This window comes from Mycolicibacterium lacusdiani (assembly GCF_021916785.1).
In the GTDB taxonomy this organism is placed as follows: domain Bacteria; phylum Actinomycetota; class Actinomycetes; order Mycobacteriales; family Mycobacteriaceae; genus Mycobacterium; species Mycobacterium lacusdiani.
In genome coordinates, this window is sequence record NZ_JAKCFC010000001.1 from 828279 (window position 1) to 854435 (window position 26157).

A 26157-nucleotide genomic window follows, 5' to 3' on the forward strand; every position below is an offset into this window, starting at 1 on the left:
GCCCCCAATGAAGTGGAACGCCTGGGGGGATCCCGCTGCCGCCAAGCCGCTCTCCGACGGCATTCGCACCCTGCTGAACCAGGCACTCGGCGTCGACACGACACCGCGGACCGAGCTGACCGCCGATCAGGTCCGACTGCGCCCGTCGGCCCTCTCGGACGCCGACGCCGGCGCGTTGCGCGAGATCGTCGGCACCGAACACTGCGTGGTCGACGACCTCGGCAGGCTGCTGCGCGCGGGCGGGAAGTCGACGCTGGACCTGTTGCGCCGCCGAGATAGTGGCGTTCAGGACGCGCCAGACGCCGTCGTCCTGCCCGCCGATGACGACGAAGTGGCCGCGGTGCTCGCGACGTGCGCGCAACGCAGGATCGCCGTCGTCCCGTTCGGCGGCGGCACAAGCGTGGTCGGCGGACTCGACCCGCTCCGCGGCGACTTTCACGCCGTCGTCTCGCTGGATCTGCGACGCCTCGACGCCCTGCACGATCTCGATGAGACCTCCGGCGAGGCCGAATTCGGCGCGGGCGTGACTGGCCCCGACGCCGAACGGCTGCTCGGCGCACGCGGGTTCTCGCTCGGGCACTACCCGCAGAGCTTCCAGTTCGCCACCATCGGCGGGTTCGCTGCGACGCGGTCGTCGGGTCAGGATTCCGCGGGCTACGGCCGATTCGACGACATGGTCCGCGGACTGCGCCTCGTGACTCCCGCAGGCGTTCTCGACCTCGGCCGCGCACCGGCTTCGGCGGCGGGACCCGATCTGCGCCAACTCATCGTCGGCTCCGAGGGCACCTTCGGCGTGATCACCCGGGTGCGGGTGCGCGTTCACCCAGCCCCCGAGACGACGCGCTACGAGGCGTGGTCGTTCCCCGACTTCGCAACGGGCGCATCCGCTCTGCGAGCCGTGGTGCAGACCGGCACCGGGCCGACGGTGATCAGATTGTCCGATGAAGCCGAGACCGGGGTCAACCTGGCCACCACCGAGGCGATCGGCGAGCAAACGGTCACCGGCGGATGCCTTGCCATCACGGCGTTCGAGGGCACCACTGCTCACGCCGAGAGCAGACACGCCGAGACGCGCGCCGTACTCGAGGCTGCCGGCGGCACGTCGCTGGGCGAGGCGCCCGCGAAGGCCTGGGAGCACGGCCGGTTCGGTGCACCGTATCTGCGCGACTCGCTGCTCTCGGCCGGGGCGCTGTGCGAGACCCTGGAGACTGCCACCAACTGGTCGAACGTCATGACGCTCAAGGCCGCTGTGACCGACGCGCTGACGGAGTCGCTCGCCGAATCGGGGACGGCCGCCTTGGTTATGTGCCACATTTCGCACGTGTACCCGACCGGCGCCTCGCTGTACTTCACCGTGGTCGCCGGGCAACGGGGCGATGCGATCGAGCAGTGGCGCGCCGCCAAGACCGCGGCCTCGGACGCGATGGTCCGCTGCGGGGCGACGATCACCCACCATCACGCCGTCGGCGCCGATCACCGCCCCTGGATGCGCGACGAGATCGGCGACCTGGGCGTCGAGGTGCTGCGTGCCGTGAAGGGCGTACTCGATCCCGTGGGAATCATGAACCCCGGCAAGCTGATTCCGTGAACCGGGTCACCGTCCTCACCAATCCGGCATCGGGGCACGGCAACGCGCCGCACGCCGCGCAGCGAGCCGTCGCGCGGTTCCAGCAGCGCGGTGTCGACGTGTGCGAGATCGTGGGCCGCGATGCCGTGCACGCCCGCAGGCTGCTCGACGACGAACTCGCCCGCGGCACCGACGCATTGGTGGTGGTCGGCGGCGACGGCATCGTCTCCGTGGCGCTGCAGGCGTTGGCTCTTGGCGACGTCCCGCTGGGCATCGTCCCGGCAGGCACCGGCAACGACCATGCGCGCGAATTCGGCCTGCCCACCGGGGATCCCGCGGCAGCCGTGGACGCCATCGTCGACGGCAGGACCGAACGCGTGGACCTCGGCCGCATCCGCGGCGCCGACGGCACCGACCGCTGGTTCGGCACGGTGATGGCGGCCGGCTTCGACTCGCTGGTCACCGATCGCACCAACCGCATGCGGTGGCCGCACGGCCGGATGCGGTACAACGTCGCGATGGTCGCCGAGTTGTCGCAGCTACGCCTGCTGCCGTTCCGCCTGACCTTCGACGGTGGCCCGGAAGTCGTCACGGAACTCACGCTCGCGGCGTTCGGCAACACCAGGAGCTACGGCGGCGGAATGTTGATCTGCCCGGGCGCCGACCACTCCGACGGGATGCTCGACGCGACGATGGTGCGATCGGCGTCGCGCACCAAGCTGATTCGACTCTTCCCAACGGTCTTCAAGGGCACCCACGTCGACCTCGACGAGGTGAGCACGGCGCGGGCAAAGGTGATCACCGTCGACTGCCCGGGCATCAACGCCTACGCCGACGGTGAGTTGGTGTGTCCGCTACCGGTGGAGGTGTCGGCGGTCGCAGGCGCGCTGACGATCCTGCGACCGCGCTGACGGGGCCTACCCGACTCCCAGCCGAATGTCGTCGGCTACCCGACTCCGCGGTTCAGCCAGCTGACCTCGCCGGTGTCGCCGCCGCCGCGGTACGGCTCGAGCGCCTCGTCCCACGCCGTGCCCAGCACGGTGTCGAGTTCGGCGGCAAGGGTTTCGGCGCCCGATCGCATGAGTCCGCGCAGGCGCATCTCGCCGACCATGACGTCGCCGTTGGCGCTCATCGCGCCGTTCCATAGTCCGAGCTGGGGGGTGTGGCACCACCGGTGACCGTCGACGCCCTCACTGGGGTCTTCGGTGACCTCGAAGCGCAGGACCGACCAGGCGCGCAGTGCGTTCGCCAAGGAAGCACCGGTGCCCACGGGTCCACGCCAGTTGGTGATGGCGCGGAGTTGTCCGGGCATGGCGGGTTGAGGGGTCCACTTCAGGTTGGCGCGCGCCGACAGGGTCGACGACAACGCCCACTCGACGTGGGGACACACCGCCGCGGGTGAGGCGTGGACGTACACCACACCTGTCGTCGCGTCGGCGAACTGGTTCGACGCACGCATATCTGCTCCTTAAGGCTCCACCTGGGACGTCTTCCCCAACGGCCTGGCGTTACCTAACTGATGCAGATGTTTCGTGCGTGTCTATTGTGCCTTGTGGGACCGGTGTTGCGCTAGTGTGCTTCGAAATCTCTCAGGACTCCATCAGAAATCGCCGGCCAGACGGTCTGCGTCCAGTCGCCGAAGTCGCGGTCGGTGAGGACGACGAGGGCCAGGTCGGCCGCCGGATCCACCCACAGGAACGTGCCCGACTGACCGAAGTGCCCGTACGTCGCTGCCGAGTTCTGCGCGCCCGTCCAGTGCGGCGACTTGCCGTCGCGCAACTCGAAGCCCAGCCCCCAGTCGTTGGGCCGCTGCGTGCCGAAGCCCGGCAGCACCCCGGCCAAGCCGGGAAATTGGACGGTCGTCGCCTCGCCGTGGAGCTGCGGCGACACCAGCTCGGGCCGCAGCAGTTCCCGCGCGAACACGGCGAGGTCGGCGGTCGTCGACTCCCCGCCGTAGCCGGCCTCCTCGACGCCACCCGCGAGCGTCGTCGACGTCATGCCGAGCGGATCGAGCACCGCCTCGCGCAGATAGTCGGCGAACTCGATGCCCGACTCCTCCTGCAGCGTGCGGGCGAGGACGGCGAAGCCCTCGTTGGAGTAGACGCGCCGGGTGCCGGGCGTCGCGATCACGTCGGCCGACCGCATCGACAGGCCGGAGGTGTGCGCGAGCAGGTGCCGCACCGTGGAGCCAGGTGGCCCGGCGGGCGCATCGAGGTCGAGCGCGCCTTCCTCGATCGCGACGTGGGCGGCCCGGGCCACCAGGAGCTTGGTCACCGACGCAAGCGGGAAACGCCGGTCGACGTCCCCGTGCTCGGCCAACGTGCCGACCGGACTGACGGCGGCTGCCGCTGCATTGGGCACCGGCCACTCGTCGACCTGAGCCAGCACGTTCATCGCGCCAAGACTCTACTTGCGGCACACGTAGTAGTAGTTCAACGGGTCGCCATCGATTTCGCTGACGTCGACATCGTGGAAGCCAGCGTCGGCGAGCATGGACGTCGCGAGTTGGCGGCCCCACACGGTGCCCAGCCCGGCGCCGTCGAGTCCGAGCGAGACGCTCATGCAGTGCATCGTCGACACGGTGTAGAGATAGGACGCCATCGGCACGCCGATGTTGTCCTCCAGCCGACTCGACGCTTTGATGTCGACCATCAGCAGGACCCCGCCCGGCCGCAGAGCGCGGTGAATGTTGGTCAGCACCCGGGCGGGCTGCGCCTGGTCGTGGATGGCGTCGAACACGGTGATGACGTCGAAGGCCTCGACGACGTCCAGTTCGGCGACGTCCTTTGCGACGAACGATGCGTTGGACAGGCCGAGGGCCTGGGATTCCGCTCGGCCGACGGCCAGACCCTCGTCGGAGAAGTCGATACCGGTGAAGCGGCTGGCTGGAAATGCTTGCGCCATCAAGTTGATGGCGTGCCCGCTCCCACAGCCGATGTCGGCGGCGTCGGCACCGACGGCCAATTGGCTGGGCAGACCGTCGACCAGCGGCAGGATCACGTCTACGAGGGCCGCGTCGAACACCTCGCCACTGTCCTCGGCCATCAGAGTGTGGAAACGCGGGTAGGCGCTGTACGGCAGACCCCCGCCGCGGCGAAAGCAGTCGAGGATCTTCTGCTCGACCTCTCCGAGCAGCGGGATGAACTGTGCGACGCGGGCCAGGTTGTCCGGACCTGCGGCGCGGACGAGAACTGCCGCGTGTTCTCGTGGCAGCGAATAGGTCTCGGCTCCGGGGTCATAGTCCACGACTCGGGCGACGGCGATGCCGCCCAGCCATTCGCGCACGTAGCGTTCATTCAGCCCGGCCGCGTCGGCAATCTGCGTGCTGGTGGCCGGGGGCAGGTCGGACATGGTGTCGAACAAGCCGGTCTGGTGTCCGATCGACAGCAGGATGGCCAGGCTTGCGCTGTCGATCGCGCCGACGACGCGTTCCGCGAACTGTTCGGTCTTGGTGGCGTCGCGACTCGTGATCATGCTCAAACGCTATGCCACCACGCCTTCCTCGTGAATCGGCAAGATGCCGCATTTCCCGCGTCGCCGGCTACGGCACTCGTGCTGGTGGGCCCATCCCACGGCCGCGGTACGCGCCGGGATTCCACGGGGTCGCTCCACTCCGCCAGTGCGCGAGCACCCTCACCCATTAAGTTGATGGCATGAGTCAGACAGTGCGCGGCGTGATCAGCCGGAGCAAGAAGCAGCCCGTCGAACTGGTCGACATCGTCATCCCCGACCCGGGTCCCGGCGAGGTGGTGGTGGACATCATCGCCTGCGGCGTCTGCCACACCGATCTGACCTACCGCGAAGGCGGCATCAACGACGAGTACCCCTTCCTGCTCGGCCACGAGGCCGCGGGCACCGTCGAGTCCGTGGGCACCGGCGTGACCGCCGTCGAGCCCGGCGACTTCGTGGTGCTGAACTGGCGCGCGGTCTGCGGCCAGTGCCGGGCCTGCAAGCGCGGCAGGCCGTGGTACTGCTTCGACACCCACAACGCCGCGCAGAAGATGACGCTGACCGACGGCACCGAACTGACTCCGGCGCTGGGCATCGGCGCGTTCGCCGACAAGACCCTGGTGCACGAGGGCCAGTGCACCAAGGTGGATCCGGAGGCCGACCCCGCCGTGGCCGGTCTGTTGGGCTGCGGGGTCATGGCCGGGATCGGCGCGGCAATAAACACCGGCGCCGTCGAGCGCAACGACACCGTCGCGGTGATCGGCTGCGGTGGCGTCGGTGACGCCGCCATCGCCGGCGCCGCACTCGTCGGCGCCAAGCGGATCATCGCGGTCGACACCGACGACAAGAAGCTCGAGTGGGCCCGTGACTTCGGCGCCACGCACACGATCAACGCCAAGGAGCTCGACGTCGTCGAGACCATCCAGGACCTCACCGACGGCAATGGCGCCGACGTCGTCATCGACGCGGTCGGGCGGCCCGAGACGTGGAAGCAGGCGTTCTACGCCCGCGACCTGGCCGGAACGGTGGTCCTGGTGGGTGTCCCCACTCCGGACATGACGCTGGAGATGCCGCTGGTCGACTTCTTCTCCCGCGGCGGGTCGCTGAAGTCATCCTGGTACGGCGACTGCCTGCCCGAGCGCGACTTCCCCACCCTCATCAGCCTGTATCGCGAGGGCCGGCTTCCGCTGGAGAGATTCGTGTCCGAGCGCATCGGTCTCGACGGCATCGAGGACGCCTTCCACAAGATGCACGCCGGTGAGGTCCTACGTTCCGTGGTGATCCTGTGACGAACATCGAGCGGATCGTCACCAGCGGCACGTTCGAACTCGACGGTGGCAGCTGGGACGTCGACAACAACATCTGGGTGGTGGGCGACGAGTCCGACGTCGTGGTCTTCGACGCCGCACACACCGCGCAGCCGATCATCGACGCGGTGCGGGGACGCAACGTCGTCGCCGTGATCTGCACGCACGGACACAACGACCACATCACCGTGGCGCCCGAGTTGGGCAAGGCGCTCGACGCACCCGTGCTGATGCACCCCGCCGACGACATGCTCTGGCGAACGACCCACCCGGACAGCGAGTTCCGCAGCGTCGAGGACGGGCTCGTCCTGCAGGCGGGTAGCGTGGAGATCCGCGCGCTGCACACCCCCGGCCACTCCCCCGGTTCGGTGTGCTGGTTCGCTCCCGACCTGCAGGCGGTGTTCAGCGGGGACACGCTGTTCAACGGCGGACCGGGCGCGACCGGGCGGTCCTACTCCGACTTCCCGACCATCCTCGAGTCGATCTCGAAACGCCTCGGCATGCTGCCCGGCGAGACGGCGGTCTATACGGGCCACGGCGACACCACGACCATCGGCGACGAGATCGTGCACTACGACGAGTGGGTCGCCCGCGGGCACTAGTCAGCGCCCGTCCAGCACCCGCTTCTTCTCGGCCGCGAACTCGTCCTCGGTCAGCGCGCCCGAATCACGCAGGCGGGCAAGAGTGTTCAGCTGTTCGAGGCGGACGCCCTGGTCGGTCGGCACGTAGGCACCGGCGGCGCCGACCGGCGGTGGATGGAACCCGTCCGGCGGCGGAGGGAACGCGACCGGCGACGCACGCATGGCGATCCTCGCCGCCCACGCGCGGACGATGAGCAGATCCACCAGCGCGATTCCGAAGACCACCCCGAACACGACGGGCAGATGGCCGTAGGGGGTGCCGTGGCCGAAGGCCAGCGTGGGATTGACGTAGGCACTCACCTGCCCCTCGGTGGTGATCCCGTAGGTGCCATCGGCGGGGATCTGGGCCACCCAGACCCGTACGCGCGCGTCGTTGTTGACGGTCGTGGTGCCACCGATGTCCTCGGTGAGCACCGGGTCCGGGACTCCGTCGGGTGGCTCGATGGCGACGGACATCTGGGGCACCGGCAAGCCGCCGCTGCCGCTGCCGATCACCAACGTGTGGAAGGTGATGATCACCTCGCCCTCGGGGAGGTACACGGTGTCCGAGCCGGGGATGCTCACCTCGCCATAGGCGTCGTACTCGTCGAAGACGAAGGCGTTGAGGACCATCGTGGCGATGAACCCGACGAGCGAGCCGAGCAACGCCACCACCGCCATCACGGTGAGCACGCGTGCCGCGGTTGCCCGATTCATGGCCGCAGTCTGTCACGACCCCGGATTTGGAGCTAACGTTTCCTCATGCCGGAGTCCAGCAACGTGGTGCGGCCGGAGCCCAAGGACAGCGCCTGGTACAGCGCTGCCTCGCGGCTGCAGGCTGCCGGATTGCAGGAGGCGATAAGTCTTTTCGAGCAGGCCGCCGAGGTGGTGCCGATCCCGCGCGTCCCGCGGCCGATCGTGATCGCCGACTACGGGGCGGGCACCGGTCACAACTCGGTGCTGCCGGTGTGTGCGGCGATCGCGGTGTTGCGCAAGCGGACCCGGCCGGAGCACTCCATCCTGGTGACCCACACCGACGTGCCGGACAATGACTTCACCGCGCTGTTCCGCACGCTCAGCGACGACCCGGACAGCTACCTGCAGCGCGACAAGGCGGCGTTCGCGTCGGCGGTCGGCCGCTCGTACTACGGGCAGATCCTGCCGTCGAACAGCGTGAACCTGGCCTGGTCGTCGTGGGCGCTGCAGTGGATGGGTGGGGATCCGATGCCGGTCGGAGATCACCTGCTGGCCGCCTACAGCGGGGACGACGGCGTCCGCCGTGCGCATGCGAAGCGGGCTGCCTATGACTGGCACGAGTTCGTGGCGTTCCGCGGTCGCGAACTCGCTCCGGGTGGCCGGTTGGTCGTGCTGACCCTTGGGGTGGACGAGGACGGTCAGCTGGGGTTCGGGCCGCTGCTCGACGCGATGGGAGACACGCTCGCCGAATTCGAGGGCGACGCAGTGATCGGCGCCGACGAGCACGCACGGATGGCCATCCCGATCGTGGGCCGCACCGGCAAGGACTTCGAGTCACCCTTCGCGCCCTCGGGCACGTTCGAGAAGCTGTCGATCATCCACATGGAGTTGTTCGACGCAGAGGACAGGTTCTGGAAGCAGTACCAGGCCGATGGGAAGGCCGATGCGTTCGGACTGCAGTGGGCGGCATTCCTGCGCAACGCGCTGTTCCCGACGCTCGCCGAGGCACTCGATCAGGACCGCCCGGTCGAACCGTTCTTCGATCGGCTGGAGTCGGGCATCGCCAGCCGCTTGGCCGCCGCGCCGCAGCGGATACGAATTCCGTTGGCGCTGTTGGTGCTCGAGAAGCGCAACCGCACCGACGACTGACTCTCAGGACGCGGCGCGCTCACGGAAGGTGCTGCGATACCCCTGCGGCGACACCCCGGCGAGCCGTCGAAACTGCTCGCGGAAGTTGGCCGGCGACGTGAAGCCGACCTCCCTGCCGATCCGTTCGACGCCCAGATCGGTGGTCTCGAGCATCTGCTGGGCGTGCCGCACGCGCACCCCCGCCAGCCACTGGATCGGGGTCTGCCCCGTCTCGGACTGGAAGCGCCGGTTGAGCGTGCGGATGCTGACCGACGCGTGGGCGGCGATGTCGCCGAGGGCCAGGTCGCGGTGCGCCTCCTGCTCGATCCACTCGAGAACGCCGTCGAGTTCGGTGCGCCTGCCCATGGCGTGGGCGATGGTCACCGACGCGAGGTTGCGGACGATGAACTGGGCCTGTCCGCCGGTGCGGTGCAAGGGCGCCACCGCAAGCCGGGCAGCCTGGGCGGCGGCGGCCGCACCATGGTCGCGCTGCACCATGTGCAGGCAGAGGTCGAGACCCGCCGACGCGCCGGCCGAGGTCAGCACGTCCCCGTCGTCGACGTAGAGCACGTCGGGCTCGAGAAGGACGCTGGGGTATCTCGCCCTGAATGCCTCGGTGGCCACCCAATGCGTGGTCGCTCGTCGCCCGTCGAGCAGTCCCGCGTCGGCCAGCGTGAACGCACCCGAACAGATGGAGGCCACCCGCGTGCCGACGGCGTGGGCGGCGCGCAGGGCGTCGAGCACCTGGGGCGGCGGCGGAGTGGAGACGTCGTTGCGACCGGGCACGATGACGGTGTCGGCGAACTCCAGCGCGTCGAGCCCATGATCGGTGGCGATCCGCATGGGTCCCGCGTCCACCTCGGGTGCGCTGCCGCACACCAGGATTCGGTAGCCGGGCCCGCCGTCGGGCGACTCCGCGCGACCGAACACCTCCACGGGAGTCGAGAGATCGAAGGCGACGACGTCGGGCAGCGCGAGGACGGCGACGGTGTGCACGCCTCGAAGGCTACCAGACGTCGTGGCAAGATAGCGTTGCCGATACAGGATCTAGTCAGGGTGCCATCTCGTAGGCGCCGTCGTAGGACCTGACCCGCTGCCACACGCGGTCGAACCGCTCCCCGTCGGGAACCGGCTTGCGGACGGCTCCGAGCGCCCAGCTCTGCTGCGCCTCGGTCGAGGTCGGCTTGCCGTGCAGCGCAACCGCATAGGCGCTGAAGTCGCGGACCTGGAAGTCGAAGATCGAATCCACGATGTCGCCGTCGAGACCGGTCAGCTCGGCTTGTTCGAGGATCAGCTGGCCGTACACGATGAGTGAGAACAGATGGCCGACGTCGAGCATGAAGTCGAGGTCCTTGGCCTGCGCCGCATCGGGTGCGGCGGTGACGAGCAACTCGCGGAACGCTAGGGCCTGGTCGTAGAAGACTGCGACGTTGGGGATGTGGGCGTGGCGTTCGTAGACCGGGGTCCAGTCGGCGAACTGGACCTGGCCGGCTCCGCGGGTCGGCCCCTGCTGCCAGAAGAAGACGTCGTCGGCGGGATCGTTGCGGGTCGGGATGGCCGGGTACTCCCGGGGATTGAGCATGTAGTTCGGCATGAACTTGAGCACCAGGCCGACGTTGACGTGGACGGTGCCCTCCAGCCGCGGGAGGCAGCCGATGAGCTGCGCGACCTCGCGGAACATCGTGTTCTTCTCGTAGCCCTTGGCCGCGATGACGTCGTGCAGCGACCGCATCACCGTCTCGCCCTCCATGGTGACCTTGGCCTTGGTCATGGGATTGAACAGGAGGTAGCGCCGGTCGTCCAGGCTCGCGCTGCGGAAGTAATCGACGGCGCGTCGGCTGAACGCCTTCATCGCGATCATGCGCGAGTAGGCGTCGACGAAGTTGACCCGGACGTGGCCGAAGTCGGTGACGGGGTTGCCGTAGAGGATGCGGTTCTGTGCGTGGGTGATGGCCTCGTAGAAGGCGTGTTCCGTCATCCCGATCGACGACGAGCACAGGTTGAACTTCCCGACGTTGACGGTGTTGAGTGCGGCACTGAACGCCTCGACACCGGTGTGCAGGATGTCCTCGGCACGCACGGGATAGTTCTCCAGCCGGAACGTGCTCACGTAGATCTGCATGTGCACGACGTTGTCGATCAGGTGGTAGTCCTCCTGGCGGCTGTCGGCGGCGAAGAAGACGTAGGCGTCCTGGCCTTCGACGTCACCGCGCCTGCCGAACACCGACACCAGGCTCGCGACGTTGCCGTTGCCGATGTAGTACTTCTCCCCCGACGCCCGGTAGAGGATGCCGTTGGCGCGGTCTTCCTCGCTCGCCGGGGTCAGCACCATGTCGGTGCTGTAGACGTCGGCGCCGTGCTCTCGCTCGGACAGCCCGAAGGCCAACACCTCGCCTGCGTCGAGATCGTCGGCGGCGCGCAGCTTGGCGTCCTTGTTCTCGCTCTGCCACACCGGCCCGAGCCCGAGGATGGTGACCTGCTCGGTGTACCAGTACGTGAGGCCATAGAACCCAAGGATCTCGGCGAGTGCGGCGTTGCGTGCGCCGTCCCACCGCTTGTCCGGGTTCCCGTCGGCGAACTCCGAAGGGGTCAGGAAGGTCGCGAACAGCTTCTCGCGCTTGACGAATTCGACGAACACGGCGGGCCATTGCGCCTTGAGGTCGTCGTCGAGGATGCGCTTCTTGCCTTGGCCCTCGAAGAAGTCGATGGTCGCGCGCAGCAGCCGACGCGTCTCGGCGTCGAACTCCTGCGGGTCGTAGGTGTGCGGGTCGAAGAGCAGACCGTCGGTGTCGGTCACGGGGTTCCTTTCTAGGGCGCGGGCAGTACCGGTGCGGGGACGAACGGCAGGCCGGGGATGGTGGGGTACGGCAGTGTCGGGATGATCGGTGGTTGGGTCGACGGCGGCGGTGGCGGCGGCTCGGTCGACGGCGGAGGCGGCGGCGGGGGTTCCGTCGACGGTGGAGGAGGCGGTGGTTCGGTACTCGGCGGCGGAGCCTCGGGTGCGGGTGGCGGCGCGGGTTGCCGGGTCACTGTCCGTTGCGCGGGCGGCGCGCGGTCCGCACCCGGTTCGTCCGGCGCAGGCGCGGGCGCGGGCACGGTGCTCTCGGGCACCGGGGTGGGTGCCGGTGGCGAGGTGGTCGTGGTGGGGTCCGACGGCGATGACGGCTCGTCGTCACTGCGGGTGAGCAGGACGGCGGCACCGATCGCGGCGAGGACCACCGCCAGCGCGATCGCCATGACCGCGAACGGGTTTCGGTACCACGCCCGGCGCCGCTCCTGCTCGGGCTCCTCGGTCTCGGCGAAGGCGAGCCGCGGGCGGGCACTTTCACCGGCGTCGGGCTCGTAGGGCTGCGGTTGGTAGGCCTGGGGTTCGTACGCCTCGGACGGGGCCACGTCCGGGACGTCGTCGGCGTCCGACCAGGCAAGCGCGCGAGAGTCGCTGGACTGGGTCGCCTCTCCCGCGACGGCCGATGCTGCTCCCGCACCAGCTGCGGCCACGGCGGCGGCTGCCGCGGCACCGGCAGCCGGCGCCATCGAGGTGGCGTCCTCGACGACGGTGCCGCGCACGGCGAGCAGTCCCCCGCCGATCGCGGCGGCGAGTTCGGGATGGGCGCCGGTGATGATGGGCACCCGGAGGTTCTCCGACAGCGTCGTCGTCACCAGCGGGATGCGGGCACCGCCGCCGACGGTCGCAACGGCCGCCAGGTCAGCGGGTCGAATCCCGATGCGCTGCAACGTCTGCTGCAGCTCTTCGACGAACGCGGCGAGGGGTTCTCGGATCGCCTCGTCGAGTTCGGTGCGAGTGACCCGGATGTCGCCGCCGTGCCCGGGCAGGTCGGCGGCGAGTGCCGTGACCGATGCCGTCGACAGACGCTCCTTGGCGGCACGGCACTGGGCCCGCAGCCGCGTGAGCGATCCGATGGCCGAGGTTCCGGTCAGGTCAAGCGATCCCGCCGACGACAGGCCGCCTACGACGTGGGTGAGCAGCGCCTGGTCCACCTGGTCACCGGAGAAGTCGAGATGGCGTTCGGTCGGCGCGAGAGGAGCGAATCCGTTCGCCGCGTCGGCGAGCGTGATGCTGGTACCGGTGCCGCCGAAGTCGCACACGGCGATCACCCCCCGCGCCGGTACGCCCGGTTGCTGCTGTAGGGCGGTCAGCGCAGCCGTGGCGTCGGGGCGCAGGTCCACCTGACGGGGCGCACGGAACTCCGGCATGCTGAGCAGCGTGCCGCGCAGGGCTTCGACGGCAGGGGGCCGCCAGTGCGCCGGGTAGGCGATGCCGACCGGCTCACCCCCTGCGCCGGAGTCGACCGAGCGCAGCATGGCCCGTAGCGCATCTGCGAGCAAGACGTCGGCGCGATGGCTCGAGCCGTCAGGGGCCAACAGCCCCACGGGGTCCCCCACCCTGTCGACGAAGTCGGTGAGGATCAGACCGCGTTCGGCGAGATTCGGGTTCTCGCTGGGGACACCGACTTCCGGCGGTCGGTGCGGGTACAGGGTGAGGACGGCGCTGCGCCGCACGGCCGCCCGGCCGACCGCCACGGCGGTGAGATTCGTGGCTCCGATCGAGAGGCCCAGGCCGTCGGTCACGTCAGCGAATCGTGCCGGTGCCCGCGATGAGCGGGAGATCCAGTGCCGTGACCCACCCCGGCGGTAGGTCGTTCACGGCGGGGACCGCGTTGAGGGCGCGCATGCCGGTGGCGAGGCAGCCGGCGGCCGCCGCGTCGCGCCCGGATCCGTCGGTGAAGCGGAATGCGGTCTCCTGGGTGATGCTCGGGCTGCCTTCGATCTCGACGCGGTAGACGTCGACGTCGTTGCCGGTGGGCCAGTCGGGCGCCGAGTCGGCGCCAACGCGGTTGACGTGTTCGAGCTGAATTCGCGTCTCGCCGTTGAAGACTCCGTTGATGGTGAAGCGGACGGCAGCGACGTTGCCCGGCTCGATGACCCCCTTGGCCGACTTGACCTCGACCGGCGTCACCCACTTGTCCCACGTGGTGGTGATCTCGTCGAGTTCGATGCCCGCTGCGTGGGCGATCATCGGAACCGTTGCGCCCCAGGCGAAGACGAGGATGTCCTTGTTCTCCAGCAGGGGTCGGTGCTCGGGCGGCTTGCCGATGCCCATCTCGAACTCGTAGTCACCCTCGTAGTTGGTGTAGTCGAGCAGCTCGGATGCGCGGACCTTGCGCACTTCGCCGCATAGGCCCATCAGCGTCATCGGGAAGAGGTCGTTGGCGAAGCCGGGGTCGATGCCGGTGGTCAGGCACGACGACTGGCCGGCCTCGCACGCCTGGCTGATCGGCTCGATCCAGTTCGGCGGATTCAGCTTCATCGCCGGCCACACCCACGGCGTCATCGACGTCGAACAGACGTCGATGCCGGCTCGCAGGAACCGCGTGATCAGTGCGATGTTGTCGTCTGCCTGCGCCGCGGTGGGCCCGTAGTGCACGAGCGCGTCGGGCCGCAGGGCGATCAGCGCGTCGACGTCGTCGGTGGCGGCCAACCCCAATGGTTCGTCGAGCCCACACAGTTCGCCGACGTCGCAGCCGACCTTGCCGGGGTTGGTCACGCCGACCCCGACCAGTTCGAAGAAGGGGTGCCTGGCGATCTCGGCGATCACCATCTTGCCCACGAAGCCCGTTCCCCAGACCACGACTCGCTTGGTCATGCGTCGCCACTGCCTTCCGTCGAGTTGGTCCGGCCTCGGCCATCGGATTCACCATAGGCGCGCGGAGCCTGATGATGGTTCGAGTCCACCAACTCGCGGATCTCTCGACGCAACTCCTCGAGCTGGGCTGCCGTAGCTGCCTTCTGCGCGGTGTCTTCTTCAGCGACGCGTTCGACGATCCAGGACGCAAGCGTGGCGGTGACGACACCCAACAGGCTGACCCCCGCCACCATTAGTGCCACCGCGACGAGCCGACCCACGAAGGTGGTCGGCACTGTGTCGCCGTAACCGACGGTCGTCACGGTGGTGAAGGACCACCACAGGGCGTCACCGAAGTTGACGATGTTGGGATTGGATCCGCGTTCAGCGTCCAGCATCGCCAGTGCCGACGCGTAGATGATGATTGCCGCACCGAATACGGTGTAGACGATGACCCTGCCTCGGATGGTCTGTCCGACGACCCGCTGCAGCGCCTTGATGACGACGGCGAGACTGAGGAGTCGGAGTGGCCGTAGGGCCGGCAGCGCAATGATGGCCAGATCGAACAGGTGGCGAACGAACCATCTCAAACGCGGTTTCGCCAAGCACAGACGCGCCATGTAATCGACCGCGAAGGTCGCGTAGGTCGTCCACAGCGCAACATCCACGGCGGTCTTGAATGCGCCGGTCGGTTCACTGAGTACATCGACGGAGAAGAGAATCAGGAACGCCATCGCCGCAATGGCCAGTGGCCATTCCATCCGGCGCTCGTACCGCGTCAACCGGGTTTGCCCATCGATCACGCAGCGACACTAACCGGGGAGGGTTGCGCCCATCTGACCGTCCCTCAGAAGCACCTCTTCAGTCCGCCCGGCTCGCAGTACAGCGGGTAGCGGTCGACGGGGATCGGCAGCGGACCCTTGTACGCCAGCGTGAACGGGTAGGTCAGGATGTTCGCCGCTACCTGGCCGTCGCACACGTCGCTGAAGGACACCGAGCGGGTGCCCGACATCGTGCGGTCGTCGAATTCGTACGTCTCCACGATCGGCGCCGTGGTTGCGCCGTCGGGACACGTCAGGCCGTCCTTCTTGTTCGTCGAGAACGTCCACACGCCGTTGGTGAGCCGGGCGTCGCCGCCTGCGACCTTGGTCGACGGGTTCGCGGCGACGTGCAGCCGGCACGCGACCGGCAGCTCCAGGTTCACCCGCAGGTCGCCGACGGTGGGCACGCAGCTGGGGTAGATCACCCAGTCGGCGACCACGTCGCCCTGGGTGTAGCCGTAGACGCCCTCCATGACCTGGTCGGCGCGGGCGGGGCCGGCGAACCCGAGCGCAGCGGTGGCCAGTGCAGTGGCGACGACGGCGAGGGTGCGGGTGAACCTCATGCCCAGCAGTATCGCAGCGAAGTCCAGCAACGTCCGCCGTTTGCCTCCGTGAGGGGGTTGCGTCGATGAGCGCTTGCGCGAAGAGCAGACTGTCGCGATGACGACACTCGAGGGCAAAGTCGCCCTGATCACCGGGGCATCGGCCGGATTGGGCGCCGCGACGGCCACACTGTTCGCGCAACGGGGAGCATCGGTGTTCGGCATCGCCCGTGACGCCGACCGGATGACCGAGGTGTTCGCCGACGTTCCGGGAGGCCGGTACTCGTCGGTCGACGTCACCTCGTCGGCGGCGTGCCGCCAGGCCGTCGAGGAGTGCGTCGAGGCGTTCGGCAGGCTCGACGTCCTGGTCAACGTCGCGGGCTTCCACCAGATGCGACACACCTCGACCATGACCGACGAGGACTGGGAACGCGACCTCGCCGTCAACCTGCACGGCCCGTTCTACCTGTCTCGCGCCGCTCTGCCGCACCTGCTGTCGGCCGGCGGCAACATCGTCAACGTCAGCTCGATCGCCGGCGTCGAGGGCGAGGTGTACTCAGCCGGGTACTGCGCGGCCAAGCACGGGCTCATCGGACTGACTCGCGCGATGGCGATCGAGTTCACCAAGGAGAAGCTGCGCGTGAACGCCGTCTGCCCGGGCGGCATGCCCACCGCGCAGACCACCGAGTTCGCCGCACCGGACAACGCCGACTGGGACCTCATCATGCGCATCGCCTCGCCGCGCGGCTTCATGGAGACCGTCGACGTCGCCAAGACCATCGCGTTCCTCGCCAGTGACGACGCGGCGGCCATCCACGGCGCGGTCTACCGGGTCGACAACGGCAAGGGTGCAGGCTGACGCCCCGCGGCGGACCGTCGTCGGGCTGCGTTCACGTGGCCGTCGTCCGTTGACCCTGCCAAGTGCACGCATCACTGCCACAATCGCGCGGTGACCGACGTCGTACAAACCCCCACCGAGTTCCCGGCAGACGCTTCGCACGTGCGGACCGGCTTGGACGCCGCGGACCTCCAGGAGGCGATCACCGATCACCTGCGGTACTCGATCGGTCGACCCGCTGCTGCGCTCAAGCCCGAGCACTACTACCGCGCGCTCGCCCTCGCGGTGCGCGACCGCATGCAGGACAACCGGGTCGCCTCGACGCAGACGTCGCTCGACCTCGGCAAGAAGGTGACCTGCTACCTGTCGGCCGAGTTCCTGATGGGTCCTCAGCTCGGGAACAACCTGCTGAACCTCGGCATCGAGGCCGCAGCGGGCGCCGCACTGTCCGCGCTCGGCCAGGATCTCGAGGAGGTGCTCGCGTGCGAACCGGAACCGGGACTCGGCAACGGCGGCCTCGGCAGGCTCGCCGCCTGCTACCTGGACTCGTTGGCCACCCTGGAGCGACCGGCGATCGGCTACGGCATCCGCTACGAGTTCGGCATCTTCCGGCAGGAGTTCTCCGACGGCTGGCAGGTCGAGCTGACCGACAACTGGTTGGCCAACGGGAACCCCTGGGAGATTGCCAAGCCCGACGTCAACTATCTGGTCAACTGGGGTGGCCACACCGAGCAGTACGTCGACGACCATGGCGCCGTACGCGTGCGGTGGTGGCCGAAGCAGGTCATCAAGGGCGTCGCGTACGACACTCCGATCCAGGGCTACGGCGTGCACACGTGCAACACGCTGACGCTGTGGAGTGCGCGCGCCGTCGAATCGTTCGCGCTCGACGCCTTCAACGACGGCGACTACTACCGCGCCGTCGAGGCAGAGGTGACGTCGGAGACCGTCACGAAGGTGCTCTACCCCAACGACGAACCCGAGGCAGGCAAGCGGCTCCGGCTGCTGCAGCAGTACTTCTTCGTGTCGTGCTCGCTGCAGCACGTCGTCCACATCATGGACGATCTGGCCGACGCGTCGCTGCACGATCTGCCCGAACGTTTCGCGTTGCAGCTCAACGACACTCATCCCTCGATCGGCGTGGCCGAACTGATGCGGATTCTGGTCGACGACCGCAGGCTCGACTGGGACGAGGCCTGGCGGATCACGGTGGCGACGTTCGGCTACACCAACCACACCCTGCTGCCAGAGGCGCTGGAGAAGTGGCCGCTGGGGCTGTTCCGGGAGTCACTGCCCCGACACCTGGAGATCATCTACGAGATCAACAGCCGCTTCCTCGACGAGGTGCGGGCGCACTTCCCGGGTGACGTCGACCGCGTGCGGCGCATGTCGCTGATCGGTGAGGACGGCGGGCACACCGTGCGGATGGCCCATCTCGCGACGGTCGGCAGCCACGCCATCAACGGCGTCGCGGCCCTGCACTCGGATCTGCTCAAGGCGAGCGTGCTCAAGGACTTCTACGAGTTGTGGCCCGAGCGGTTCTCCAACAAGACCAACGGGGTGACGCCGCGCCGCTTCCTGGCCCTGTCGAATCCCGGCCTGCGCTCGCTGCTGGACCGGACGATCGGCGACGGGTGGCTCACCCATCTCGACCGCCTGCGTGGGCTCGAGGCGTTCGTCGAGGATCCCGAGTTCCGCCAGCAGTGGCGTGATGTCAAGCGGGCGAACAAGTCTCGGCTCTCGGAGTACCTGAATTCGACGACCGGGGTCGAGTTGGACCCCACCTGGATGTTCGACATCCAGGTCAAGCGGATCCACGAGTACAAGCGTCAACACCTGTCGGTGCTGCACATCATCCGGCAGTACCTGCGGTTGAAGCAGAATCCCGGCCTCGAGATCGCGCCGCGGGCTTACGTCTTCGGCGGCAAGGCGGCGCCCGGTTACTTCATGGCGAAGCGGATCATAAAGCTGATCAACGCGGTCGGCGAGACGGTCAACAACGATCCCGAGGTCAGCAGGCACATGAAGGTCGTGTTCGTGCCGAACTTCAACGTGCAGAGCGCGCACCTGATCTACCCGGCCGCCAACCTCAGCGAGCAGATCTCGACCGCTGGCAAGGAGGCGTCGGGCACCGGCAACATGAAGTTCATGCTCAATGGGGCACTGACGATCGGCACGCTCGACGGTGCCAACGTCGAGATCCGCAAAGAGGCCGGGGCCGAGAACTTCTTCCTGTTCGGGTTGACCGAATCGGAGGTCGAGCAGGTCAAGCGCGACGGCTACCGCCCCGCCGAGTACGTCGAGCGCGACGACGAATTGAAGGCGGTGCTGGGCCTCATCTCCTCGGGCCAGTTCTCCCACGGCGACACCGAGGTGTTCCGGCCGCTCGTCGAGAACCTCACCAACTCCGACCCGTTCCTCGTCATGGCCGACTACGCGGCCTACGTCGAGTGCCAGGACCGGGTCGCCGCGGCGTGGCAGGACCCCGACGCCTGGTCGCGGATGTCGATCCTCAACACCGCGCGAAGCGGCAAGTTCTCGTCGGACCGGGCGATTGCGGAGTACTGCGACGACATCTGGAACGTTGGCCCGGTGACGGTGACGCACGGCGCCGACTAGAGCGCCGCGATCACCTCGGCCGCCAACAGGTCCAGGGTTTGGTCGGACGCACGGTCGTGGGTGAACAGCACGACCTGCCCGAAGCCCATCGCCGCGAGTTCGTGGATGCGGTCGACGACGTGCCCCGGTGTGCCCACCAGGCCACCCTCGCGGAGGCCGAAACCCGGTCCGCCGAACCGCTTCTCGGCCAGTGACCGGACGCCGGGTAGTGCGGCGTCGTCGGGCGCGAGCGCCATGACGGCCTCTACCGACAGCACGATCTCGGCGACGTCGCGACCGACGTCGGCGCAGGCCGATCGCAGGAGGTCGAGCTTGCGGTCGAGATCGTCGAGGGCGTACGTCGGCACGTTCCACACGTCGGCGTAGCGCGCGACGAGCGGCAGGGTGAACTTCTCGCCGACTCCGCCGACGACGATGGGCGGGCGCGGCCGCTGCACCGGGCCCGGCACGATCGGCATGCCGGTGACCGTGAAGTGCTTGCCCTGGAAGTCGACGGTCCCGTTCCCGAGCGCCTGGTGCAGAATCTCGAGCGTCTCGCCGAGCCGCTCGGACCGTTCACCGAACGTGCCCCACTCCATGCCCATGCGCCGGTGCTCGTCTTCGATCGATCCGCTGCCGATGCCGAGTTCCAGCCTGCCGCCCGAGATCTGGTCGAGTGTGGTGACCATCTTCGCGAGGACCGCGGGGTGACGGAACTGGTTGCACAGCACCATGTGTCCGACCCGCAGTCGCTCGGTGCGGGCCAGCAGGGCGGTAGCCAGCGTCCACGCCTCGAGCGACGGGATGTTGGGCACGCCTGGGCCGTACATGTGGTCGTAGAGCCACAGCGATCCGATGCCGAGGTCCTCGCAGCGCAGGGCGCGGTGCAGGACGTCGTCGAACGAGAACCCCATCTGCGGGACGTACACCCCGATGTCGAGTCCGCGGGTGTCGGTCACCGTGCTACCGGGCTTCCATGCCGCGCCAGACCTGCGCGACGAAGTTGTCCAGCATGAAAGTGCGGATTGCCTTGGACTGCTGGGTGGTGGTGAGCAGCGCATACAGGCCGAGCAGGAAGTACATGGCGCTCAGGCTGGCGTCGACGGATGGGTCCACCTCGCCGCGCTCGCGTGCGCGTTCGATCTCCTCGACGAGGACCACGATGATGGCGTGGTCGGTCCACTCGTCGTCGGGTGGACGCATGGGTGAGAAGTGCACGGCGAGAACGTCTTTGAACAAAAGGTGACCAAGTCGGCGTTCGGCGGCGACGACCACCCGCACGATCTCGGCCAGCAGATCGGGTAGCGCATCGGAGGTCTTTGCGAACCGCGTCATCTCGGCGGCGATGCGCTTCTCTTCCCGCCGTTCCAGCTCGAGCAGTACGTGTTCCTTGCTGGGAAAGTGGAAGTAGAAGGTGCCCCGGGCGACGCCGGCTGCCGCGACGATCGACCCGATGTCGGCCTCGGCCATGCCCGCCCGCTTGAACTCCTCGATCGCGGCGCCGAAGATCCGCTCATGGGTCTCGCGGCGCTGCAGATCCGTCGCCGTCGGCTTGCGCTGCGACTCGCTCACCCCGGCCTTTCCCGCCCTGCTCTGCACGCGTGCCACCCGCCAATCATTAGCCCCCGTCCCGGCCATCCGTCAACTGCCAGACCCACCGGTCATTGACATTCGTCAGCCAACCACTGACAGTTGTCAGTGGAACGGGCCGCGGTACGGGGCCCACGAACCGAAGGTTGGACATGACGGTCACCGACACCGCAGACGTGTACTTCGATCCCTACGACCAGGTCTTGAACAGCGATCCCTACCCGGTGCACCGGCGCCTGCGGGAGGAGGCGCCGCTCTACTACAACGAGCAGTACGACTTCTACGCGCTGAGCCGGTTCGACGACGTCAGCAAGGCACTGGTCGATCATCGGACGTTCAGCTCGGCGCGCGGCGTCATCCTGGAACTCATCAAGTCCGGCATCGAGATCCCGTCGGGCACGCTGGTCTTCGAGGACCCGCCGATCCACGACATCCATCGCAAGCTGGTGGCACGGATGTTCACCCCACGCAAGATCGCCGCGCTCGAGGAGAAGGTGCGGGCCTTCTGCGCCCAGAGCCTCGACCCGTTGGTCGGGACGGGCCGGTTCGACTTCATCGCCGACCTCGGTGCACAGATGCCGATGAAGACGATCGGCATGCTGCTGGGAATCCCCGAGTCGGACCAGGAGGCGATCCGGGATCACGGCAACGCGCAGATGAGGACCGAGGGCGGCGAACCGATGAAGATGGCGTCCGAAGGCCTCGACCCCGGCCAGGTGTTCGCCGAATACGTCGACTGGCGGGCACGCCATCCCTCCGACGACATCATGACCGACCTGCTCACCGTGGAGTTCACCGACGAGCACGGCGTCACCCGCAAGCTGACCCGCGACGAGTTGCTGATGTACCTGAACGTCGTCGCGACCGCGGGCAACGAGACGTCCACGCGGCTGATCGGGTGGGCGGGCAAGGTGCTCTCCGATCACCCCGACCAGCGGCGGCAACTGGTCGAGGACCGCTCACTGATCCCCCGGGCGATCGAGGAACTACTGCGCTTCGAGCCGCCGGCCCCCAACGTCGGCCGGTACGTCACCCGCGACGTCGACTACCACGGTCAGACGGTGCCGGAGGGCAGCGCGATCCTGTTGCTCGTCGGCGCCGCCAACCGCGACCACCGCCAATTCCCGCCCGACGGCGACGTGTTCGACATCCACCGGGAGACGCGGGCCCATCTGGCGTTCGGGGTCGGCGCGCACTACTGCCTTGGGTCGTCGCTGGCACGTCTCGAGGGGCGCATTGCGCTCGACGAGATCCTGAAGCGATTTCCGGAATGGGATCTCGACCCCGATGGGGCGGTGCTCACGGCGACGGCCGCGGTGCGCGGATTCGACGCCCTTCCGGCGAGGGTGTGACTAGCGCTCGGACGGCAGCGGTGGGCCTGCGGGTCCGGGATCGGCCTCGTCGATCGGCGCGGTACCGCCGCCGGTCTGTCCGGCGGCCAACCGGTCGAGAACGACCTGCTGGTCGGGGCAGTAGTACCGGATGGCCCCACCGAGGAACTGGTAGACCTGCTGCTCGGTGCTCTTCTTGTGCAGATTCAGCTTGAGGAAGGTGGCGGCCTCGTAGGCGTCGGCGTCGAGCCCGGTACGCATGCGCTTGCACACGATCTTGCCGATCCAGGCGTTGTAGTCCTTCTGCCCGTAGATGCCGTACGTGTTGAGTTCGGCGGTGAAGTCGGTGTCGACATCGGCGCTGGCAGGAGCCGCCAACGCGACGGTCGCGGCGCCCAGCGTCGCGATGACCACTCCCCTGACCCAGCGGATTGCATGTGTACCCATTTGTGGACTTACCCTATCCGACGACCGACGTGATTGACTTGCGTCGCAACCCCATTGATCCACCCCGGCACGGGCGTGGTCCCCGTCACACGACGGAGGTAGAAGTGGGAGTCGCCACGATTAACTTAACTAGGCTAATCTATCAGTTACGTTAGCTAATCTGTGACGCAGCTGAGACATCGGTGAGAAACATCGCATACGGGAATGGACGGGTGGAATGGTGACGGGCCTGCTGAAGAAGGCGTGGATTCCACTCCTCATAGTCGTGGTCGTGGCGGTGGCAGGTTTCACCGTCCAGCGCATCCGCACGTTCTTCGGCGCCGAGGGCATCACCGTTACCCCGGTCCAGTTCGCCGATGACCCTGAGCCGTTCGACCCCAAGGTCGTCACCTACGAGATCTTCGGCGAACCGGGTGCCTACGCGGACATCAACTACCTCGACCTCGACGCGAAGCCGCAGCGGGTCGACGGCGCGATGCTGCCCTGGTCGCTGACGCTGTCGACCACCGCGGCCGCCGCACAGCCGAACATCGTCGCCCAGGGCGACGGCAGCTCGATCACCTGCCGCGTCACCGTCGATGACGAGGTGAAGGAAGAAAGGACGTCGACCGGCTTGAACGCCCAGACATTCTGCCTGGTGAAGTCGGCATGACGACGCCGATCTACGATCCGCCGACCGACGCCTTCCCACCCGCGAAGCACCAGGGGAAGCCGTTCGTCCCCCGGATGATCCGGATGTTCGCCGTCCCGATCGTGATCGCCTGGGTCGCGGTGATCGCCGTGCTGAACGTGATCGTCCCGCAGCTCGAGACCGTCGGGCAGATGCGCGCGGTGTCGATGAGTCCCGCCGATGCGCCGTCGATGATCGCGATGAAGCGCGTCGGCCAGAATTTCCAGGAGGGCGAGTCCGACAGCTCGGCGATGATCGTCCTGGAGGGCGAGCAACCGCTGGGCGACGAGGCGCACGCCTACTACGACGAACTCATCAAGAAGCTGCGCGAGGACACCGAACACGTCCAGTCCATCCAGGACTTCTGGAGCGACCCGCTCACCGCGTCCGGTTCGCAGAGTTCCGACGGCAGGGCGGCCTACGTCCAGGTCAAGACCGCAGGCAACCAGGGCGAGACGCTCGCCAACGACTCCATCAAGGCCGTCCAGGAGATCGTCGACGGGGTTCAGCCCCCTGCCGGAGTGAAGGCGTACGTCACAGGCCCCGCCGCGCTGGCCGCGGATCAGCACATCGCCAGCGACCGCAGCATGACCATGATCGAAATCGCCACGTTCACGGTGATCATCGTGATGCTGCTGCTCGTCTACCGGTCGATCGTCACGGTGCTGTTGACGCTGGTCATGGTGGTGCTCTCGCTCGCGGCGTCGCGCGGCGTGGTGTCGTTCCTCGGCTACTACGAGATCATCGGCCTGTCGACCTTCGCGACCAACCTGCTGGTCACGCTCGCGATCGCCGCGGCAACCGACTACGCCATCTTCCTGATCGGCCGATATCAGGAAGCGCGAAGCATCGGCGAGGACCGCGAACAGGCGTACTACACGATGTTCGGTGGCACCGCCCACGTCGTGCTGGGCTCCGGCCTCACCATCGCAGGCGCCACGTTCTGCCTGTCCTTCACCCGGCTGCCCTACTTCCAGACCCTCGGCGTCCCGCTCGCCATCGGCATGGTGGTCTGCGTGCTGACCGCGCTGACCCTCGGGTCGGCCATCGTCACCATCGCCAGCCGGTTCGGTCTCCTCGAGCCCAAGCGTGCACTGCGCACCCGCGGCTGGCGCAAGATCGGTGCCGCGGTGGTGCGCTGGCCCGGACCCATCCTGGTGGCGACCGTCGCTCTGGCACTGATCGGCCTGCTGACACTGCCCGGCTACCGCACCAACTACAACGACCGCAGCTACCTGCCCGCGGACCTGCCTGCCAACCAGGGTTACGCGGCGGCGGACCGGCACTTCTCCCAGTCCCGAATGAACCCCGAGCTGCTGATGGTCGAGAGCGATCACGACCTGCGCAACTCGGCGGACTTCCTCGTCATCGACAAGATCGCCAAGGCGGTCTTCCGCGAGGAGGGCATCGCCCGGGTGCAGACCATCACCCGGCCCGACGGCAAGCCCATCGAGCACACCTCCATCCCCTTCCTGATCAGCATGCAGGGCACCACGCAGAAGCTGAACGAGAAGTACATGCAGGACATGATGGAGAACATCAAGAAGCAAGCCGACGACATGCAGACGACCATCGACTCGATGACGAAGATGTCGGCGCTGACGGCGCAGATGGCGGGCGTCACGCACGAGATGGTCGGCCAGATGAAGAACATGACGGTCGACATCGCCGAACTGCGCGACAACATCGCCAACTTCGACGACTTCTTCCGCCCGATCCGCAACTACTTCTACTGGGAACCCAAGTGCTACAACATCCCGGTCTGCTGGTCGATCAGATCGGTATTCGACACCCTTGACGGCATCAACACGATGACCGACGACATCCAGCAGTTGATGCCGCTCATGGAGCGGCTCGACACCCTGATGCCGCAGATGGTCGCGTTGATGCCCGAGATGATCACGACGATGAAGACCATGAAGACGATGCTGCTCACGCAGTACGCCACCCAGAAGGGCATGCAGGATCAGCAGGCCGAGGGTTCGGACAACTCGTCGGCGATGGGCGAGGCGTTCGACGCATCGATGAACGACGACTCGTTCTATCTGCCACCGGAGATCTTCGACAACGAGGACTTCAAGCGCGGCATGAAGAACTTCATCTCGCCCGACGGCAAGTCGGTGCGCTTCATGATCGTGCACGAGGGCGACCCGATGTCCCCAGAGGGCATCGAGCGGATCGACCGCATCAAGAACGCCGCCAAGGAGGCCATCAAGGGCACGCCGCTGGAGGGCTCGAAGGTCTACCTCGGCGGTACGGCCGCGGTGTTCAAGGACATGTCCGACGGCAACGACTACGACCTGCTGATCGCGGGCATCTCCGCGCTGGCGCTGATCTTCATCATCATGTTGCTGATCACCCGAAGCGTCGTCGCCTCGGCGGTGATCGTCGGAACGGTGGTGCTCTCACTGGGCGCATCGTTCGGCCTGTCGGTCCTGATCTGGCAGCACATCCTAGGCATCGAACTGCACTGGATGGTCATGGCGATGGCGGTGATCATCCTGCTCGCCGTGGGCGCCGACTACAACCTGTTGTTGGTCGCGCGCTTCAAGGAAGAGATACACGCGGGCTTGAACACCGGCATCATCCGATCCATGGGCGGTACCGGGTCGGTGGTCACGTCGGCGGGCCTGGTGTTCGCGTTCACGATGATGTCGATGGCGGTCAGCGAGCTGACCGTGATCGGCCAGGTCGGCACCACGATCGGTCTGGGTCTGCTGTTCGACACGCTGATCGTGCGCTCGCTGATGATGCCGTCCATCGCCGCACTGCTCGGACGGTGGTTCTGGTGGCCGCAGAACGTCCGGACACGACCCCTACCCGCTCCGTGGCCGACGCCTCCGCCGTCGTCCAAGGACCCCGAACCGGTTCCCACCGCATGACGACGAGGAGCAACATGATGGGCACG

The 26157-nt window shown here is 67.5% G+C and carries 23 protein-coding genes; 10 read left to right on the top strand and 13 right to left on the bottom strand.

Features of this window, described 5'->3' with window-relative positions; genetic code table 11:
* The first annotated feature begins 7 nt into the window (after positions 1–7).
* Positions 8–1588: an FAD-binding oxidoreductase gene (locus LOK44_RS04075; protein ID WP_237568970.1), complete on the top strand. Its 1581-nt coding sequence runs from the start codon at positions 8–10 to the stop codon at positions 1586–1588.
* Complete coding sequence (locus LOK44_RS04080; protein ID WP_237568742.1) at positions 1585–2478, top strand: diacylglycerol kinase; 894 nt, start codon at positions 1585–1587, stop codon at positions 2476–2478. Before LOK44_RS04075 ends, LOK44_RS04080 begins: the two co-directional genes overlap by 4 nt.
* A gap of 35 nt (positions 2479–2513) precedes the next feature.
* Here LOK44_RS04080 and LOK44_RS04085 read toward each other — a convergent pair whose 3' ends face one another.
* The 3 genes from LOK44_RS04085 to LOK44_RS04095 form a co-directional block, all read right to left on the bottom strand.
* Complete coding sequence (locus tag LOK44_RS04085) at positions 2514–3026, bottom strand: DUF3145 domain-containing protein (protein WP_237568743.1); 513 nt, start codon at positions 3024–3026, stop codon at positions 2514–2516.
* 110 nt (positions 3027–3136) lie between these two features.
* Positions 3137–3961 carry a serine hydrolase domain-containing protein gene (locus tag LOK44_RS04090; protein ID WP_237568744.1) on the bottom strand — a complete coding sequence of 275 codons (825 nt, stop codon included), beginning with the start codon at positions 3959–3961 and terminating at the stop codon, positions 3137–3139.
* Between the two features lie 12 nt (positions 3962–3973).
* Positions 3974–5041, bottom strand: a complete 1068-nt coding sequence (locus LOK44_RS04095) for a class I SAM-dependent methyltransferase (RefSeq protein ID WP_237568745.1) — start codon at positions 5039–5041, stop codon at positions 3974–3976.
* A gap of 179 nt (positions 5042–5220) precedes the next feature.
* Here LOK44_RS04095 and LOK44_RS04100 point away from each other — a divergent pair, with 179 nt between their 5' ends.
* Together LOK44_RS04100 and LOK44_RS04105 are read left to right on the top strand one after the other, a co-directional pair.
* A complete protein-coding gene (locus LOK44_RS04100) occupies positions 5221–6306 on the top strand; it encodes an S-(hydroxymethyl)mycothiol dehydrogenase (RefSeq protein ID WP_237568746.1) in 1086 nt (361 codons plus the stop codon).
* On the top strand, positions 6303–6926 hold the full coding sequence (locus LOK44_RS04105) for an MBL fold metallo-hydrolase (protein ID WP_237568747.1): 624 nt from the start codon (positions 6303–6305) through the stop codon (positions 6924–6926). Before LOK44_RS04100 ends, LOK44_RS04105 begins: the two co-directional genes overlap by 4 nt.
* On the opposite strand, the gene LOK44_RS04110 is transcribed toward LOK44_RS04105, so the two are convergent.
* Positions 6927–7661, bottom strand: a complete 735-nt coding sequence (locus LOK44_RS04110; protein ID WP_237568748.1) for an SHOCT domain-containing protein — start codon at positions 7659–7661, stop codon at positions 6927–6929.
* Positions 7662–7706: 45 nt separating this feature from the next.
* On the opposite strand from LOK44_RS04110, the gene LOK44_RS04115 reads away from it, so the two are divergent.
* The gene (locus tag LOK44_RS04115; RefSeq protein WP_237568749.1) at positions 7707–8789 is read left to right on the top strand and encodes a class I SAM-dependent methyltransferase; all 1083 of its coding nucleotides are present in this window, start codon (positions 7707–7709) and stop codon (positions 8787–8789) included.
* Positions 8790–8792: 3 nt separating this feature from the next.
* Here the strand turns inward: LOK44_RS04115 and LOK44_RS04120 are convergent, their stop codons facing one another.
* From LOK44_RS04120 to LOK44_RS04145, 6 genes are all read right to left on the bottom strand, one after another.
* Entirely contained in the window at positions 8793–9764 is a 972-nt protein-coding gene (locus LOK44_RS04120; RefSeq protein ID WP_237568750.1) for a GlxA family transcriptional regulator, read from the bottom strand.
* Positions 9765–9819: 55 nt separating this feature from the next.
* Entirely contained in the window at positions 9820–11565 is a 1746-nt protein-coding gene (locus tag LOK44_RS04125; protein WP_237568751.1) for an acyl-CoA dehydrogenase family protein, read from the bottom strand.
* Positions 11566–11576: 11 nt separating this feature from the next.
* Positions 11577–13358, bottom strand: coding sequence for an Hsp70 family protein (locus tag LOK44_RS04130; protein WP_237568752.1), 1782 nt, complete (start codon positions 13356–13358; stop codon positions 11577–11579).
* A 1-nt stretch (position 13359) separates the two neighbouring features.
* Positions 13360–14433, bottom strand: coding sequence for an NAD(P)H-dependent amine dehydrogenase family protein (locus LOK44_RS04135; RefSeq protein WP_237568753.1), 1074 nt, complete (start codon positions 14431–14433; stop codon positions 13360–13362).
* A complete protein-coding gene (locus LOK44_RS04140; protein ID WP_237568754.1) occupies positions 14430–15173 on the bottom strand; it encodes a potassium channel family protein in 744 nt (247 codons plus the stop codon). The genes LOK44_RS04135 and LOK44_RS04140 overlap by 4 nt, the downstream gene beginning before the upstream one ends.
* A gap of 86 nt (positions 15174–15259) precedes the next feature.
* Positions 15260–15796 (bottom strand): hypothetical protein, encoded by a 537-nt coding sequence (locus tag LOK44_RS04145; protein ID WP_237568755.1) that lies wholly within the window; start codon positions 15794–15796, stop codon positions 15260–15262.
* Positions 15797–15893: 97 nt separating this feature from the next.
* On the opposite strand from LOK44_RS04145, the gene LOK44_RS04150 reads away from it, so the two are divergent.
* Together LOK44_RS04150 and LOK44_RS04155 are read left to right on the top strand one after the other, a co-directional pair.
* Positions 15894–16634 carry an SDR family NAD(P)-dependent oxidoreductase gene (locus LOK44_RS04150; RefSeq protein ID WP_237568756.1) on the top strand — a complete coding sequence of 247 codons (741 nt, stop codon included), beginning with the start codon at positions 15894–15896 and terminating at the stop codon, positions 16632–16634.
* 90 nt (positions 16635–16724) lie between these two features.
* Positions 16725–19232, top strand: a complete 2508-nt coding sequence (locus LOK44_RS04155; protein ID WP_237568757.1) for a glycogen/starch/alpha-glucan phosphorylase — start codon at positions 16725–16727, stop codon at positions 19230–19232.
* On the opposite strand, the gene LOK44_RS04160 is transcribed toward LOK44_RS04155, so the two are convergent.
* Together LOK44_RS04160 and LOK44_RS04165 are read right to left on the bottom strand one after the other, a co-directional pair.
* Positions 19229–20125 carry an LLM class flavin-dependent oxidoreductase gene (locus LOK44_RS04160; RefSeq protein ID WP_237568971.1) on the bottom strand — a complete coding sequence of 299 codons (897 nt, stop codon included), beginning with the start codon at positions 20123–20125 and terminating at the stop codon, positions 19229–19231. The genes LOK44_RS04155 and LOK44_RS04160 overlap by 4 nt on opposite strands.
* Positions 20126–20174: 49 nt before the next feature.
* Positions 20175–20819, bottom strand: a complete 645-nt coding sequence (locus tag LOK44_RS04165; protein WP_237568758.1) for a TetR/AcrR family transcriptional regulator — start codon at positions 20817–20819, stop codon at positions 20175–20177.
* A gap of 134 nt (positions 20820–20953) precedes the next feature.
* On the opposite strand from LOK44_RS04165, the gene LOK44_RS04170 reads away from it, so the two are divergent.
* Entirely contained in the window at positions 20954–22153 is a 1200-nt protein-coding gene (locus LOK44_RS04170) for a cytochrome P450 (protein ID WP_237568759.1), read from the top strand.
* Here LOK44_RS04170 and LOK44_RS04175 read toward each other — a convergent pair whose 3' ends face one another.
* Positions 22154–22579 (bottom strand): DUF732 domain-containing protein, encoded by a 426-nt coding sequence (locus LOK44_RS04175; RefSeq protein ID WP_163924463.1) that lies wholly within the window; start codon positions 22577–22579, stop codon positions 22154–22156.
* Between the two features lie 220 nt (positions 22580–22799).
* On the opposite strand from LOK44_RS04175, the gene LOK44_RS04180 reads away from it, so the two are divergent.
* Together LOK44_RS04180 and LOK44_RS04185 are read left to right on the top strand one after the other, a co-directional pair.
* The gene (locus LOK44_RS04180; RefSeq protein ID WP_163924462.1) at positions 22800–23231 is read left to right on the top strand and encodes an MmpS family transport accessory protein; all 432 of its coding nucleotides are present in this window, start codon (positions 22800–22802) and stop codon (positions 23229–23231) included.
* The gene (locus LOK44_RS04185) at positions 23228–26131 is read left to right on the top strand and encodes an MMPL/RND family transporter (protein ID WP_237568760.1); all 2904 of its coding nucleotides are present in this window, start codon (positions 23228–23230) and stop codon (positions 26129–26131) included. Before LOK44_RS04180 ends, LOK44_RS04185 begins: the two co-directional genes overlap by 4 nt.
* Positions 26132–26157 lie beyond the last annotated feature (26 nt).

What these genes read in the sequence shown, in the direction of transcription:
- LOK44_RS04175 (WP_163924463.1), bottom strand. Translation starts at nt 22,579, where the DNA reads ATGGGTACACATGCAATCCGCTGGGTCAGGGGAGTGGTCATCGCGACG.
- LOK44_RS04100 (WP_237568746.1), top strand. Translation starts at nt 5,221, where the DNA reads ATGAGTCAGACAGTGCGCGGCGTGATCAGCCGGAGCAAGAAGCAGCCC.
- LOK44_RS04075 (WP_237568970.1), top strand. Translation starts at nt 8, where the DNA reads ATGAAGTGGAACGCCTGGGGGGATCCCGCTGCCGCCAAGCCGCTCTCC.
- LOK44_RS04160 (WP_237568971.1), bottom strand. Translation starts at nt 20,125, where the DNA reads ATGGGGTTCTCGTTCGACGACGTCCTGCACCGCGCCCTGCGCTGCGAG.
- LOK44_RS04185 (WP_237568760.1), top strand. Translation starts at nt 23,228, where the DNA reads ATGACGACGCCGATCTACGATCCGCCGACCGACGCCTTCCCACCCGCG.
- LOK44_RS04145 (WP_237568755.1), bottom strand. Translation starts at nt 15,796, where the DNA reads ATGAGGTTCACCCGCACCCTCGCCGTCGTCGCCACTGCACTGGCCACC.
- LOK44_RS04090 (WP_237568744.1), bottom strand. Translation starts at nt 3,961, where the DNA reads ATGAACGTGCTGGCTCAGGTCGACGAGTGGCCGGTGCCCAATGCAGCG.
- LOK44_RS04085 (WP_237568743.1), bottom strand. Translation starts at nt 3,026, where the DNA reads ATGCGTGCGTCGAACCAGTTCGCCGACGCGACGACAGGTGTGGTGTAC.
- LOK44_RS04135 (WP_237568753.1), bottom strand. Translation starts at nt 14,433, where the DNA reads ATGACCAAGCGAGTCGTGGTCTGGGGAACGGGCTTCGTGGGCAAGATG.
- LOK44_RS04140 (WP_237568754.1), bottom strand. Translation starts at nt 15,173, where the DNA reads ATGGAATGGCCACTGGCCATTGCGGCGATGGCGTTCCTGATTCTCTTC.
- LOK44_RS04110 (WP_237568748.1), bottom strand. Translation starts at nt 7,661, where the DNA reads ATGAATCGGGCAACCGCGGCACGCGTGCTCACCGTGATGGCGGTGGTG.
- LOK44_RS04115 (WP_237568749.1), top strand. Translation starts at nt 7,707, where the DNA reads ATGCCGGAGTCCAGCAACGTGGTGCGGCCGGAGCCCAAGGACAGCGCC.
- LOK44_RS04170 (WP_237568759.1), top strand. Translation starts at nt 20,954, where the DNA reads ATGACGGTCACCGACACCGCAGACGTGTACTTCGATCCCTACGACCAG.
- LOK44_RS04150 (WP_237568756.1), top strand. Translation starts at nt 15,894, where the DNA reads ATGACGACACTCGAGGGCAAAGTCGCCCTGATCACCGGGGCATCGGCC.
- LOK44_RS04095 (WP_237568745.1), bottom strand. Translation starts at nt 5,041, where the DNA reads ATGATCACGAGTCGCGACGCCACCAAGACCGAACAGTTCGCGGAACGC.